Origin of the sequence: Niallia sp. MER 6, from assembly GCF_023714395.1 — a bacterium.
Lineage (GTDB): Bacteria > Bacillota > Bacilli > Bacillales > Cytobacillaceae > Niallia.
Genome location: NZ_JAMAUK010000003.1, coordinates 371,478 through 385,971, shown reverse-complemented (window position 1 = coordinate 385,971; position 14,494 = coordinate 371,478). Strand labels below are relative to the sequence as shown.

At 40.1% G+C, this 14,494-nt stretch carries 17 protein-coding genes, 1 other RNA gene and 1 pseudogene; 4 read left to right on the top strand and 15 right to left on the bottom strand.

Annotated features, from left to right (window positions below):
• Positions 1 to 73: 73 nt before the first annotated feature.
• From M3600_RS06615 to spoIIIAA, 11 genes are all read right to left on the bottom strand, one after another.
• Positions 74 to 481 (bottom strand): Asp23/Gls24 family envelope stress response protein, encoded by a 408-nt coding sequence (locus M3600_RS06615; protein WP_233313205.1) that lies wholly within the window; start codon positions 479 to 481, stop codon positions 74 to 76.
• A 14-nt stretch (positions 482 to 495) separates the two neighbouring features.
• On the bottom strand, positions 496 to 1,854 hold the full coding sequence (gene accC / locus M3600_RS06610) for an acetyl-CoA carboxylase biotin carboxylase subunit (protein WP_251644998.1): 1,359 nt from the start codon (positions 1,852 to 1,854) through the stop codon (positions 496 to 498).
• An 18-nt stretch (positions 1,855 to 1,872) separates the two neighbouring features.
• The gene (accB, locus tag M3600_RS06605; RefSeq protein ID WP_233313203.1) at positions 1,873 to 2,352 is read right to left on the bottom strand and encodes an acetyl-CoA carboxylase biotin carboxyl carrier protein; all 480 of its coding nucleotides are present in this window, start codon (positions 2,350 to 2,352) and stop codon (positions 1,873 to 1,875) included.
• Positions 2,353 to 2,593: 241 nt separating this feature from the next.
• Entirely contained in the window at positions 2,594 to 3,169 is a 576-nt protein-coding gene (locus M3600_RS06600; RefSeq protein WP_233313201.1) for a SpoIIIAH-like family protein, read from the bottom strand.
• Positions 3,170 to 3,182: 13 nt separating this feature from the next.
• Complete coding sequence (spoIIIAG, locus tag M3600_RS06595) at positions 3,183 to 3,857, bottom strand: stage III sporulation protein AG (RefSeq protein ID WP_233313200.1); 675 nt, start codon at positions 3,855 to 3,857, stop codon at positions 3,183 to 3,185.
• A 7-nt stretch (positions 3,858 to 3,864) separates the two neighbouring features.
• Entirely contained in the window at positions 3,865 to 4,491 is a 627-nt protein-coding gene (gene spoIIIAF / locus M3600_RS06590; protein WP_311315886.1) for a stage III sporulation protein AF, read from the bottom strand.
• 9 nt (positions 4,492 to 4,500) lie between these two features.
• The gene (gene spoIIIAE / locus M3600_RS06585) at positions 4,501 to 5,718 is read right to left on the bottom strand and encodes a stage III sporulation protein AE (protein ID WP_233313199.1); all 1,218 of its coding nucleotides are present in this window, start codon (positions 5,716 to 5,718) and stop codon (positions 4,501 to 4,503) included.
• A 28-nt stretch (positions 5,719 to 5,746) separates the two neighbouring features.
• A complete protein-coding gene (gene spoIIIAD, locus M3600_RS06580; protein WP_233314711.1) occupies positions 5,747 to 6,139 on the bottom strand; it encodes a stage III sporulation protein AD in 393 nt (130 codons plus the stop codon).
• An 11-nt stretch (positions 6,140 to 6,150) separates the two neighbouring features.
• Positions 6,151 to 6,357 carry a stage III sporulation protein AC gene (spoIIIAC, locus tag M3600_RS06575; protein ID WP_127737492.1) on the bottom strand — a complete coding sequence of 69 codons (207 nt, stop codon included), beginning with the start codon at positions 6,355 to 6,357 and terminating at the stop codon, positions 6,151 to 6,153.
• Positions 6,358 to 6,375: 18 nt separating this feature from the next.
• A complete protein-coding gene (spoIIIAB, locus tag M3600_RS06570) occupies positions 6,376 to 6,891 on the bottom strand; it encodes a stage III sporulation protein SpoIIIAB (RefSeq protein ID WP_233313198.1) in 516 nt (171 codons plus the stop codon).
• A gap of 3 nt (positions 6,892 to 6,894) precedes the next feature.
• Positions 6,895 to 7,821 (bottom strand): stage III sporulation protein AA, encoded by a 927-nt coding sequence (gene spoIIIAA / locus M3600_RS06565; RefSeq protein ID WP_396953786.1) that lies wholly within the window; start codon positions 7,819 to 7,821, stop codon positions 6,895 to 6,897.
• 190 nt (positions 7,822 to 8,011) lie between these two features.
• Between spoIIIAA and M3600_RS06560 the strand changes: the two genes are divergently transcribed.
• A complete protein-coding gene (locus M3600_RS06560; RefSeq protein WP_251644995.1) occupies positions 8,012 to 9,385 on the top strand; it encodes an alkaline phosphatase in 1,374 nt (457 codons plus the stop codon).
• 108 nt (positions 9,386 to 9,493) lie between these two features.
• Positions 9,494 to 9,892: pseudogene (locus M3600_RS06555) on the top strand (M23 family metallopeptidase); the annotation flags it as partial.
• 240 nt (positions 9,893 to 10,132) lie between these two features.
• On the opposite strand, the gene ssrS reads toward M3600_RS06555, so the two are convergent.
• The 4 genes from ssrS to M3600_RS06530 form a co-directional block, all read right to left on the bottom strand.
• A non-coding RNA gene (gene ssrS / locus M3600_RS06545) (6S RNA) lies at positions 10,133 to 10,325 on the bottom strand.
• A 57-nt stretch (positions 10,326 to 10,382) separates the two neighbouring features.
• A complete protein-coding gene (gene efp / locus M3600_RS06540; RefSeq protein ID WP_233313196.1) occupies positions 10,383 to 10,940 on the bottom strand; it encodes an elongation factor P in 558 nt (185 codons plus the stop codon).
• 21 nt (positions 10,941 to 10,961) lie between these two features.
• Entirely contained in the window at positions 10,962 to 12,023 is a 1,062-nt protein-coding gene (locus M3600_RS06535; protein ID WP_233313195.1) for a M24 family metallopeptidase, read from the bottom strand.
• Positions 12,024 to 12,149: 126 nt separating this feature from the next.
• Positions 12,150 to 12,698, bottom strand: coding sequence for a YqhR family membrane protein (locus M3600_RS06530; RefSeq protein ID WP_233313194.1), 549 nt, complete (start codon positions 12,696 to 12,698; stop codon positions 12,150 to 12,152).
• A 206-nt stretch (positions 12,699 to 12,904) separates the two neighbouring features.
• Between M3600_RS06530 and M3600_RS06525 the strand changes: the two genes are divergently transcribed.
• Together M3600_RS06525 and M3600_RS06520 are read left to right on the top strand one after the other, a co-directional pair.
• Positions 12,905 to 13,843: a DUF1385 domain-containing protein gene (locus M3600_RS06525; protein WP_251644993.1), complete on the top strand. Its 939-nt coding sequence runs from the start codon at positions 12,905 to 12,907 to the stop codon at positions 13,841 to 13,843.
• A 171-nt stretch (positions 13,844 to 14,014) separates the two neighbouring features.
• Positions 14,015 to 14,389: an SA1362 family protein gene (locus tag M3600_RS06520; protein WP_233313192.1), complete on the top strand. Its 375-nt coding sequence runs from the start codon at positions 14,015 to 14,017 to the stop codon at positions 14,387 to 14,389.
• The last annotated feature ends 105 nt before the right edge of the window (positions 14,390 to 14,494 follow it).

The following is a 14,494-nucleotide window of genomic DNA, read 5'->3' as shown; positions in this document are numbered from 1 at the left end:
CTACTTCTCTACACATAGTTTGGAACGCTAAATGTATAGAAAGTTAAGCATATCCTAATAGCAGCTTATTTTTTTACATCTCTTGCTGTGTTTCTGTATCTTGCTTAGCATTCTCAAACTGAACGCCAACCACATGTATATTTATTTCTTCAGCCACTAACGCCGTCATATTGATCAGTGTTTGGCGAATATTATCTTGTATTTGCTGTGCCACTTGCGGGATGGAAACGCCAAAATTCATGACACAATAAACATCCACCTTGATACCTTCATCTGCAAGTTCTACCTTAACTCCTTTGTTGTGCAGCTTTTTCCCAAGCTTTTCTACAACACCAGAGGCAAAGTTTCCTCTCATTTGGGCTACGCCCTCCACTTCAGATGCGGCAATTCCAGCGATTACTTCTATGACTTCAGGGGCAATTTCAACTTTTCCTAAGCCGTTAAATTCCTGGTTCATATCTAAAATAGTTGATTCGCTCATATTGGTTCCTCCCTTTAATCTTCAGATTTCATCAAATCATACATCTCTAAAAATTTTGTGTTGAAGTTTCCTTCCTCAAATTTTTCATGATTAAGGAGTTTCAAGTGAAATGGGATTGTCGTATGAACACCCTCAATGACGAATTCACTAAGAGCACGCTTCATACGTGATATTGCTTCTTCTCTTGTTGCGCCATATGTAATAACTTTAGCAATCATGCTGTCATAATACGGCGGGATCGTATAACCAGGATACGCTGCTGAATCAACACGAACACCTAAACCGCCCGGCGGAAGGTACATATTGATTTTCCCGGCAGAAGGCATAAAGTTCTTAGCTGGATTTTCAGCATTGATGCGGCATTCGATTGCCCATCCGTTAAATTCTACATCCTTTTGCGTAATAGCCAATGGTTTTCCAGATGCTACTAGTATTTGCTCTTTTATCAAATCAATACCTGTGACCATTTCTGTAACCGGATGTTCCACTTGAATACGTGTATTCATTTCCATGAAATAGAATTGTTCGTTTTGATAATCATAAATGAACTCAACTGTACCTGCACCAGAATATTGTACTGCCTCTGCCGCTTTAACTGCTGCAGCTCCCATTTTATTGCGAATTTCTTCTGTCAAAACAGGAGAAGGCGTCTCTTCCAGCAACTTTTGCAGTCTTCTTTGGATAGAGCAGTCTCTTTCACCTAAGTGAATAACATGGCCATAGTTATCAGCAAGTACCTGCAGCTCTACATGGCGGAAGTCTTCAATAAACTTCTCCAAGTATACACCAGCATTACCGAAAGCTGTCAAAGCTTCCTGCTGAGTAATGTTGATTCCACTAATCAGCTCTTCTTTTGTTCTGGCAACACGGATACCTTTACCACCGCCGCCTGCAGTTGCTTTAATAATAACAGGATAGCCGATTTTCTCTGCTAAGCTGATACCATCTTCTAAATCTTTAATGATACCTTGTGAGCCTGGTACAATCGGCACACCAGCTTCACGCATTGTTTCTCTGGCAATGTCTTTTGTTCCCATCTTATTGATCGCCTCTGGACTTGGTCCAACGAAGGTGATATTGCAGTCACGGCAAAGCTCCGCAAAGTCAGCATTTTCTGCCAAAAATCCGTAGCCTGGATGGATGGCATCACTGCCAGTCAGCATTGCTGCACTGATGATGTTTGTAAAGTTTAGATAGCTTTCCTTTGAAGAAGTCGGCCCAATGCAGATAGCTTCGTCTGCAAGCTGGACATGAAGCGCTTCTCTGTCTGCTTCTGAGTAGACTGCTACTGTTTCAATATTCATTTCACGGCACGCTCTAATAATGCGGACCGCAATTTCTCCTCTGTTTGCGATTAACAGTTTCTTAATCATATGTTAAACCCTCTCTTCTTACAGTGCCTTCACTAAGAATAAAGGTTCACCATATTCTACTAGCTCGCCGTCTTTAACAAGAATCTCGACAATTTCCCCTTCAACCTCAGCCGTGATTTCATTGAATAGCTTCATTGCTTCCACAATACATACTACTGTATCTTTTGACACTTTATCTCCAACTGAAACATATGCAGCAGCATCTGGTGTTGCTGATTGATAAAATGTCCCTACCATCGGAGAAGTTACCTTATGTAGGTTCTCTGCTGCTACATCTGCTTGCTTAGCTTCTGGAGCAGCTTGCACAGCTTGAGGCTGAACTGCTTGAACTTGAGGTACTGGTGCTGGTGCTGGTGCACTTACAGCTGCTACTGCTTGCACTTCAGGGCGATTTTTTTTGATTTCTACCTTTGCTCCTTCGTTCTCATATACAAAGTCGCTGATGTTTGAATCATTGATTAGGTTGATTAAATCCTTAATTTCTTCTATTTTCAACATGCTATTCTTGCACTCCTTTAATTACATTTCTTTATGACTAGCTACTAATATCATACGATAAGACCTTCTAATAGTTCAACCACTTCTATCATTCAGTATCATTTTTCTTGCAGTTTTTTATTCCTTCTGCTGAATTATCATACCATTTTCTGCTGAAAATAACTATTCACAGCATATTTTCTGTTTTGACATAAAAAGAGCAAAAAGGAAAAGTCGCCTTTTCCTTTTTGCCGGCAATTTCTTATTTTGGATCGAATGTAACTGCTACAAATGCGTTCGGCTGATTTAAGTTTTCTCTTACTAACTGAACAATATCATTTGCAGCTTCTGCAGAAAGCTCTTCTGCTTTTACAGTGACATTAACTTTGCCGTCAACAGTGCGGACAAGTACATCCTCATAATTTTCTGCTTTAATCAGTGTTTCCACCATTTTTTCATTATCGGAAAGTGTTCTTATTTCATCAATTTTGTCTTGAGCTGCACTTTTCTCTTCTGCTGTTTTCGCCTCTGAAATTGTCTCTGTCAGCTGTTCTTCTTCCTTGCTGCGCTGTTCATCAAGTTGCAGGCGCATTTCTTCAAACACTTCATCTGAAGCGACTGTAGATACAGAGCTGCCATCCTCTGCTCCTTTTGTTTCTGCACTTTGCTCAGCATTTTCAGTTCCAGCTGCATTTTCCTTGGCTGTATCTTCTGTTTGCTTACTTTCTGTAGCAGCAAATTCATTTGTCTGTTCTGGTGATGTTGTGTAGTACACAGTCAATACAACCACTAAGCTTAACATTGTCAATAACCATACAGTTTGTTTTTTCAATAACATTTATGAATCCCCCTTAGTTTTGTTTTGCTTGAACAGATACCCGATGGCTTGGGACATCTAAAGCCCTTGTTACAGCCTCGACTATCATGCTTTTTACTTTTATATTTTCAGCTCCTTTTGCGATGACGAGAACACCTCTAATAGTCGGCTTCTTTGTTTCCACCACAATCGGAACTTGTTTATCTCCATTTGGTACAGTAACGAGCGTCTCTTCTGAAGAGTTTTCCTCCACAGTTCGTTTCCCGCCCTGCGGGTCTTCCTCTTCAGTTGTTTGACTTGAAGTTGTCTGATTTTTCTCATATACTTTTTTCTCAGAGCCATCAATGTTCACATAAACAACGGCGTCTTTCACGCCAGCCATTGAATTGACTGCCTCTTTGATTTTTTCTGTATATAGTTTCTCGTAATCAGTAATATCAGATGAACCGCTTGATTTCTGTCCGAAAACTTCTTCAGCCTGCTCGGACGTGTTTTCCGCATTCTGGCTGAATGCAGATACATCGGAGTTGTCGTTTTTAAAGAACATATTGCTTAAAAGCATGATTCCCGCTCCAAACAGGACGACTATTATCAAGTATTGAGCCTTGTTTTGCTTCTTGTTGTTATTGCCAGACATCAGCTTTTTCAAAAAGGTGATCGGGCCTTGCGTCTTGTCCTTTTCGTGGTCATTTTCATTGTCTTTTCCCATATCTGCACTATTCCCCTCCTTTAGCTAGGATGTCAATGCTATCTTGTGGTACATCCCATTTTCCCGATAGAAATGAAACAATATCTGCATTATCTACTTGTTCCTTGTCACTGCTTGCAAGAAGGGGTTGCTGTGTGTCAATAGATACTGGGCTGACTGCTTCCACTGCCCCCTGATTGTTTTCGTCTGCCTCTTTCAAGACGAGGACAAGTTTGTCTAAATTCTCTGGAAAGCTTTGCTCTGTTTGGTCATTCAGCGATAGTTTAATCGAATCGATTTCGACACCGTAATCTGCTATCAACTCCTTGTTGGCATCCTCCTTCAGTTGGACAGCCATTTTTTCTAATGTATATTCATCAAGTGATGCTTGTATTTCTTTTTTTTGCGATTCTATCGAATTTTCTATATTTTTTTCTTCTGGAAGATTGATAGTAGCTGCTTTGAGCACTTGTTCAAAGTCACCGGAAACAAGCTTGAACACAGGTGTTAAGATAACCGTGATCAACAGCAGACCGCAAACGAGCTTCGCATATTTCTGAAATGTTGAATTCGGCAGCAGCATATCGATGACTGTTGCAAGCAGTACAAAAAGAATTATATTGGTGACCCATTCTGTTATATAACTGATATTCACTCACCTACCTTATTTCATCATCATCGTCACATTGCTTGCAGCGATAATGACTGTAAGACTTAAAAAGAACATGAAGGAAACGATCGCCAAGGCAGCAAATACATACAGAACACTTTTGCTGATAATATCTAGACAGTTGATGACAGGACCTCCGCCAAGTGGCTGAAGAAGCGCTGCGGCAAATTTATAAATGATGGAAATCACTAGAATTTTCAATGCAGGAAAAGCAACGATTAACAGCAGAATGGCAACACCTGCAATCCCAACTGTGTTTTTAAGCAAAAGGGATGCGCTAATAACTGTATCTGCTGTGTCTGTGAACATTCTGCCAATGACTGGAATGAAATTGCCTGCCACAAATTTCGCTGTTCGCAATGTAACCCCGTCCGTAACAGCAGTTGATATCCCTTGAACAGATATAACACCTAAGAATATTGTTAGGAATAACCCAAGAATTCCGATAGAGATATTGCGCAACAAATTACCTAGCTGTGTGACTTTATACTGCTCTGACAAACTGCTGACAATATGCAGCAAGGTAGCTAAAAACAGCAAGGGCAGCACAATATAGGAGATCAGCATACCGCTTGTATTCATAAGAAACAGAATTACCGGATGAAAAAACGCCGCTGAAATTACTCCTCCAGATGCTGCCATCAATCCCAGCAGGAGCGGAACCAAAGCAAGGATAAAGCTTGTCATCGTGCCAATCGCCTCATTGGCATATGTTATAGCTACATGAAAGCTGTTCAATGCTAGTATGATAATCACCATAAATACAATCGCATAAGCAACCTTGCTGATGGAGCTCTTTTCAAATGAATTTTGGAGCATTTGCAACAGCATGCTGAAAACAGTTAATAGAATAAGAGAACCAAGGAGCTTGCCATTCACGACAACTTCATGAAAAATAAACTTAACTAATCCAGAGAAAAACATGCTGTAATCAAAATCTTTTTCTCCTTTAAGAAAATCATATAGACTCCCTTTCTGAATCTCTGGCAAATACCCTCCATACTCGGATGTGATACTTTCCCAGAAACCTTTTAATTCGGATAAGTCCAAGCTATCTATTTGAGTTTGAACGACCTCTTCCGCGCTTAATGCTGCATTTTGCTCAGTTGGTTCTTCTTCTGTAGCTTCTTGAGGTGCTGCTTGTACAACTGGATTAAATACAAAAAAGAATGTGAATAGGAATAGTAGCGCAACTTTTAGTTTCGTTTTCATCAGTCCACCTCGAGATTAAAGCGTCTTACTAATTAGGAATCATATTAATAATTGTTTCTACAAGAACAGTTAAAATCGGCACGGCCATGGCGAGAATCAGTATTTTTCCGGCAAGTTCTATCTTAGAGGCAATCGCACCTTGACCAGCATCCTTTGTTATTTGCACGGCAAATTCAGCAATATAGGCGATGCCGATTATTTTTAAAATCGTTTCCACATAAACGGTATTCACCTTTGCGTTCAAGGCAATTCTTTCTACCATTTCAATGATGGATGCGATTTGATCCACAAGAAACAGAAAAATCACACAGCCGACAAATACAACTAACAAAAAGGCGATATTAGGTTTTTGCTCTTTTATAATTAGGGCTAAGAATGTCGAGATTAAGGCTACTCCGACTATTTGAAGTATTTCAATGATCGTATCCCCCTTTATCCCTGGAATAAGAATACCGATTTAATTTTTTGAAATAAGTCATCTACGATGTTGGCAACCATGAATAAAATATAGATAAAGCCAAATAATGTAACCCATTGTGCATACTCTTTCTTACCTACCTGGTCCAGTATCGTGTGCAAAAAGGCGACTACGATGCCGACACCTGCAATCTTGAAGATAATATCCACCTCTAAACCCATGTATGTCTCCTCCTAAACCTACATCAATAAAATGACAATTAATAACCCTGAGAGCACGCCTAAGCTTTTTATCATCTTTTCATATTTCAGTTGAATATCTCTTGCCTCTTGTTCTTCTCTGTCGATATGCGTTAATGTGAGCAGGATTTGTTTTTGCTGTGAGATTCTGTCATGTCTGCCCAGTGTTTCACCGAATTGCTTCATGATTTCCAGTTCAGGCTTTTTCATCGCTGTTCTTTTCCAAATATCATCAAGACAGGTTGTCCAAGCATCCTTTACTGTTGTATCTTCCGTCATCAGCTTTTCGGAAAAGCTCGCAAAGAAATGACTTAAAGGCTGCTGAAGCTGCTCAGATAACCGGCGTGCTGCTTCATGTAACGGTGTATGGCCGTACATAATTTCTGCCTCCAATGACTGCAATGCCGATTTAAGCTGTCTTAGCTGCTTCGGCCGCTCGCTAAATGTCTTGGCTAGTTCCATGCCGCCAAAGCTTGTGGAGGCAAGAATAATAATTGCTCCAACTATTTTCATCATCTATTACATCACCTTCATTTCCTGCACAAGAGCCCTACCTTGTCCATCCTTTATTGCACTGACCGTCCCTGGACCGTTTGCTCTGCTCAGCTCAATATATCGTTCAAAAATTCCTGTTTCGATAATCGGCTTTAATGTTGGTCTGTTTTTAATTTCATCAAATGAAGTTCCATGTGTTGACATCATCAGCTGGATACCTGCATTCACCGCTTCCAGAATCGCCTCTCCATCCTCTTTGCGCCCAACCTCGTCAACGATTAGCACATCAGGGCTCATCGAGCGGATCATCATCATCATTCCTTCCGCCTTTGGGCAGGAATCAAGCACATCTAGTCTCGTCCCGAAGGTCATCTGCGGGATTCCATCCATGCACCCGGCGATTTCCGATCTCTCGTCGACAATCCCGACCTTTAGCGGTCCGATACCAGCCTTGCTGTTCCCTGTTGAAATGATTCTGGCAATATCGCGTAATACTGTTGTTTTTCCAGTTTGCGGGGGTCCGATAATCATCGTATGCATCCAACGCGAGCCGTTATATAAAAACGGAGCAAAAGGCTCAGCCGCACCGATTTTTTCCTTTGCAATCCGAATATTAAAGGAAGCGACATCCCGAATCGCCTTGACTGCACTGTCTTCGAGGATAACCTTGCCTGCAAGCCCAACGCGATGACCGCCTTCTATAGTGATATAACCTCTCTTAAGCTCTTCTTCTAGTGTATAAACCGAATAATGGCTTAGTTTATGGAGAAGCTGGAGGGCATCCTCACGCGTCATATCCATATCAATAAACCGTACGCCGTCATGGAAGGAAACCTCCAAAGGCCTTCCAATACGGATTCTGATTTCTTCTAGTTGCTCTCGTTCAGCAGGAGTAAGTGTGAGTATAGAATCGGCAATTTTTTTAGGCAAAAATGAATAGAGTGTTTTCACAGCGCTTTTCTCCTTTATAAAGGTTGTCCATCAATCCTAAATCATTAAAACGGATGGCTTACTATGCCACTTACTAGAATGTATGAAAACAAAAACCATAATATGCCTGCCTATTCTTTTAACTGGCGACTAAAATGAAGATTGATTCCAAAAGATATAAGAAACAATTCTTATAAAAGGGGACTAAACGATGAAAAACACAATAATTCGCTGCATTTGTATCGTGATTGCCATATGTACCATTTCCGGGAGCGTTGCTTGTTCAGCAGAGCCAGCAAACGGCGGCCCTAAAAATGTGATTCTTCTGATTGGAGACGGAATGGGAATGGGTCAAATGGAGATTGCCAGTGTTTTTGAGCATGGGAAAAGTGGCGGTTTGTTTTTACAATCCCTGCCATACACAGCTTTAGTTAAAACATATTCTGCCAACAATAATGTGACCGATTCTGCTGCAGGAGGAACAGCAATCGCCATTGGCAAAAAAACAAACAACGGAATGATCGGTCTCACCCCAGACGGTAAAGAACACCCAAGCATACTGGATGTTTTTAAGGAAAATGGGAGCAAGACAGGAATTGTTACGACTAATAGTGTGACAGATGCAACTCCTGCCAGCTTTACAGCTAGTGTTAAAGACAGGTGGGCAGATCAAGAGGAAATTGCCAAACAACAGTTAAAAAATCAGATTGACGTAATTATGGGCGGCGGTTCTATGTATTTTGGAAAAGACGAAGCGCTCGTAAGAAAATATAAAGACCTCGGATATTCTATTGCCACTACGAATGAGGAGCTTGCCAAAATGAAAGGAAGTAAGTTATTAGGTCTATTTGCCAGCAAACATCTCTCCTATAAACAAGATCGGGAAGAACTAAAAAGCAAAGAACCTACTTTATCAGAAATGACGAACAAGACGCTAGAAACTCTCGCAAAGGGAGATAAAGGCTTTTTTGCAGTAATTGAAGGTGCAAGAATTGACCATGCCGCTCACTCCGCCGATTTAACTGGCATTTGGAAGGAAACGGTTGAATTTGATGAAGCTGTTAAATATTGTGTGGAGTGGGCGCAAAAAAGAAACGACACATTAGTACTTGTCGCTGCAGATCACGAAACGATGGGTTTATCGTTGACAGAGCCGTTAGACATAAAAGGGTTGAAGAACATTTCTATAAGTCCTGAATTAATGGCCCAAAAATTACAAAAAGACGAAAAAACGGGCACCTACACGAAAGAAAGCATTCTTTTTGTATTCCAAACATATGCACACATCACGCTAACAGAGGAACAATTAGCTGACTTTAATAAAAAAATTAAAAAGGACAATGGCAAACTCTACCCTGAACAAAAGGTCGGCAGAGAAATCGGGAGAATGATCGCCTCTCATTTTCACGCCGGCTTAATGGATAGACCAACCCAGCAGCTCAGCAGCACAACAGGCGGTCATACAGGCAATATGATTGCTTTGTTCGCAGTTGGCAAAGGTGCAGAGGAATTTCATGGTGTGATTGAAAATACAGATATTCCAAAAATTATAGCCAAATTAAAAGGCTATGATTTTGTTAAGTAAATAAGAAAAAAGGCAGAGCTTCTTTAGTTGCTCTGCCTTTTTCCTTGAAAATGGACAATACTTGTCCAAACTTTTACTTTCTGTTTTGAATATCCTATCATGGAGGTGATATCCATGTTTAGGCGGCCAACATCCGTTACCAATGTGAGCAATCCTTTTCGCTACTCTGGATCAAACAAGCATTTCGGGATAGACTTTGCGAAATCCGGGACAAATCCAATTGCAGCTGCTGCTGACGGAACTGTTTCCCGCTCTTATGTTTCTTCAAGCTATGGGGAGTGCATTATGATTGTCCATCAGCTCGGCGGGCAAATTTGGGAAACTGTTTATGCACATTTGCGCGCAGGTTCCAGAAGAGTATCTGTCGGTGAGCGAGTGAAAGCTGGACAAACAATTGGCATTATGGGCAGTACAGGGCAATCTACTGGGCAACATCTGCATTTTGAACTTCACAAAGGCAGATGGAACAGTGCCAAGTCCAATGCTGTCAATCCCCTTCCTTACTTGGAGGAAAACCAGCAAACAACTACCGCTCCTGCCACGCCTGCTAAATCTTATACTGTTGTTGCCGGTGATACGCTTTCTGAAATCAGCCAGAAGTATGGCGTGTCTGTCGGAGCCATTGCAGAGGCCAACAATATCGGAAACATCAATCAAATCTATGTAGGTCAAAAGCTTGTCATTCCAAGTAATTCTTAATTTTGTCCCTGCAGATACAAAAAAAAAGAAGAGAACAAAGTTCTCTTCTTTTTTGCCGCATTTGCCGCTTAGGTGTATGGAGTTTCAAAACCTGCTCCACCAGGTGGGTGTTCGCAAAAGATTTCTTCATATGTCCTTTAGGAACATGTCATAAAGGCATGCTGATCCTTCTTTAATATAGAACTCCCTAATTAACGATAAAGGTTGAAACTTCATACGATAACGTACAACGCAGCGTTTATATTTATATAATACAGCATCCCATCCTGAAACGCAAATGGTAAAAACCGTAAACTAATTACGCGCGGGAAACATAGCTCGCTTCAGCTGTATTGATAATCAATCTGTCGCCTTGGTTAATAAAGAAAGGAACTTGCACAGAAAGACCTGTTTCTAAGATTGCAGGCTTTGTACCGCCAGAAGCTGTGTCCCCTTTAATGCCAGGCTCTGTTTCTGTCACTTCAAGCTCAACTGTATTTGGAAGCTCTACGCCAAGTGTTTCGCTTTGGTACATCATGATATGAACTTCCATGTTTTCTTTCAAGAACTTTAATTCATATTCAATCGCATCAGCAGATAGCTCGATTTGATCATATGATTCTTGGTCCATGAATACATGCTGATCGCCGCTTGCATACAAGTATTGCATTTTACGGTTGTCGATTTGTGCTTTTCCAACCTTTTCGCCAGCTCTGAATGTTTTTTCTTGAACTGCTCCTGTACGTAAGTTCTTTAATTTAGAACGCACGAATGCAGCGCCTTTTCCTGGTTTAACATGTTGGAAATCCAAGACACGCCAAATTCCGTTATCCACTTCAATTGTTAAACCTGTTTTAAAATCGTTTACTGAAATCATAAAAGATCCTCCTGTTAAGTCCTATAAAATAATCAATTCTTTTGGTGAATGGGTTAAAGCTTCATTATGATCATCTGTTATGATGGTATCATCCTCTATGCGAACCCCACCCAGACCTGGAATATAGATGCCTGGTTCAACTGTTACAACCATGCCGGGCTCAAGGACTGTTTCCGATTTATAGGATAGTCCAGGACCTTCATGGACCTCTAAACCGATTCCATGACCTGTAGAGTGGCCAAAATATTCACCATACCCATGTGCACTTATGTAATCACGAGTCAGCGCATCTGCCTGAATGCCAGTAAGACCCGGCTTGATTCCTTCCATTCCTTTAAGCTGAGCTTGGAGGACAATATCATATATTTCCTTTAGCTTATCGTCTGGTTTGCCAACAGCAATTGTTCTCGTAATATCAGAAACATACCCTTTATAATATGCTCCGAAATCCATTGTCACAAAATCACCGGCTTCAATCACTTTTTCTGATGCCACACCGTGAGGCAATGCAGATCTTGTTCCAGAAGCGACAATTGTATCAAAGGATGATGATACTGCACCTGCTTTTCTCATAAAAAACTCTAATTCATTCGAAACTTCCAATTCTGTTTTCCCAACCGTAATAAATTTAAGGATATGGGCAAAAGCGGCATCTGCAATCTCCGCTGCTTCCTTTAATATCTTAATCTCTTCACTACTCTTAATCAAGCGTAACTTTTCTACAATGCCTGAAACTGGTACAAGTTCTCCTTTAAACGTTGTTTCATACAGCCTGTATTCTGTAAAAGTCATATAGTCCTGTTCAAAAGCTAATTTTTTTATACCAAGCTTTTCTGCTTGTTCTGCCACTTCCTTTTGAATTGGGCCTGTATGTTTAACAATGTCAAAACCAACACATTGGCTGGCTGCTTGTTCTGTATAACGGAAGTCTGTAATGAACTTAGCTTCTTCCCCGCTGATTAACACAACACCTGCTGAGCCTGTAAAGTTAGAGATGTAACGGCGGTTAAAATTGCTTGCTATTACAATTCCGTCAACACCTGCAGCTGCCAAAGCTTCTCGTAATTTTTTTAATTTCTCCATTAAGGTTCTCTCCCCGATTACTAGTTTCGTTTTTTTCCGAATGTGCAAACTCATTGATAAATAATTTAAAAATTTTGCCTGCTATAAAAAAAGAATGCTCATGTAGAACATTCTATCATATATTAATTATCCTTCACTACCCGAAATGTTCGCCTCACTCTTCTTTTCTTTTTGTTTTTTTGTCCGTATTTCGCTTTCCTCATAAGAAATCGTATAACCGACAAATACCCCCCACAGCATATACAGACAAACTGACGTAATAATGGTATTCAGACTGAGCTGCAAAAATGGCTTTATACTCGGAAAAATAGGATTTAAGATAATAAAGACCACACCAAAAACCATTATGCCAAATCCTAAACCTATATAGAAGGACTTGAATCTTCTCAGCAAAAGATAATAGCCGAAAGCAGCCATTAAAGAAAAAAATCCGATAGCACAAATGCTGATAATGGTTCCAAGCCAGCTAGTCTTCCAGCTTCCTAATGCCCATGGCTCCAAGATGACATTCGGCCTTATTTCTGTCATATGAAAATAATAAGCGATGAATCCGATGAACGCCCAAAAAATTCCGCCAAATAATCCTGTCCAGACAACAAGGCTGATGAAATGCATGGATGGCTCCTTTGAAATTCCGCTGATATTTTCCGCTTCTCTTTCATTTTCATTATTCATTTCCTATGCCTCCTGCAAAAGATTCTTCCATACCTTCCTTTTTGCAAATGCTCCTAATTCATCAGGCTAGTTGTTTCTCTAAATTTTTAGTAATATGTAATTAGGGGTTTTACAGTGATTTGAGACAACCTCTCACATCCAACAGAGAAAACAATTACGCATTTGCTTTTCCACCCTAATTTAACCTGAGGTTGGTGTAAATATTCATGTCAAATAAGCAAAAACCAGTATTCGGAGGACAGGCAGTTGTAGAAGGTGTTATGTTTGGCGGAAAACATCATTATGTGACTGCTATAAGACGTAAAGATCAATCGATTGATTACTTCCATTTGCCGAGAAAACATAATCCGAAGCTGGCTAAATTAAAAAAAATCCCCTTTATCAGAGGGATTGTAGCCATCATTGAATCAAGCGGAAATGGTACAAAGCATTTAAATTTCTCCACAGATCGCTATGACGTAGACCCTGCCGACGATAATGTAATTGAAGAAAAGGAACCTTCTAAAATGACAATGATTTTAGGGGTAGCAGCAATCGGTATACTTTCCTTTCTGTTCGGCAAATTTATCTTCACGTTAGTTCCTGCCTTTTTGGCTGAGTTTTTCAAGCCTGTTATAAGCGGACATGTTGCTCAAATTTTGCTTGAAAGCTTCATTAAACTGCTGCTTTTGCTTGGCTATATTTACTTTGTTTCCTTAACCCCTCTTATAAAGCGGGTCTTTCAATACCACGGTGCGGAGCATAAAGTGATCAATGCTTTTGAAAATGGCAAAGAAATAACCGTAGAAAATGTTCAAGCTCAATCAAGGCTCCATTATCGATGCGGCAGCAGCTTTATTTTGTTTACCGTATTTGTTGGTCTTTTTCTATATTTGCTGTTCCCGACAGATTCATTTGTTGAACGGATAGTAAGCAGAATTGCTTTAATTCCTGTCGTGCTTGGAATTTCATTTGAGGTGCTGCAATTTACAAATAAATTGAGAAATATCCCGGTTTTAAAATACTTAGGATTGCCAGGTCTTTGGCTGCAGCTTTTGACAACAAAAGAGCCGACAGACGAACAAGTAGAAGTAGCCATTTATTCCTTTAAGGAATTAAAGCGCAGAGAAGAAGAAACAGAAAATACAATTTTAGTTAGCAGCTGATTAATATTCTTATATTTAGGGGATATTGCATATTATAGGACACCAAAAAAAATTATTTTGTACAGCGCTTCACCAAAGCAACAATTTTCGTAGCTGTGAATAAACTTTTTTTAATACGAGTTTAAAAGTTGTAAAAAATGCTCATCATGCTTTTAGGGAGGTGGCTTTTTCTTGAAGAATCGAATTCCTTTTTTTGTTATTGGAATCGTCTGCTTACTTGCTTTAATAGGTTTGGTATCGTCTGTTGTTTCCAATCCTGTTGGGTTTATGCAAAACATACTCTCTTTAGTTGTTGTTGGACTTCTCATCTGGTTTATCGTGCGACGTTTTTCCAAAGCTAGCCCTGAAAGAAAAGAGCAGAAGGCTTTTGTCAAAGCAGCAAAAAGATCGAAAAAAAGACAACATACAAAAGGGAAAACCTTGCCAAAGCAAGGCGTCCAAGCAAAACCTGCATCCTTCAAAGGCAAGAAGAGAAGCGCGAGCAGTGCACACTTGACTGTCATTGAAGGAAAAAAAAGCAAAAAGAAAAATCGGGCAACTTTTTGACCTGTTTTTAAAGAAGGCAAATTCCCTGCCTCCTTTTTGCCATTTATAAATATTTTTGTTCTATGTAAAAAAAGTCGAACTTATCCTAAAGGCAGGTTCGACTTT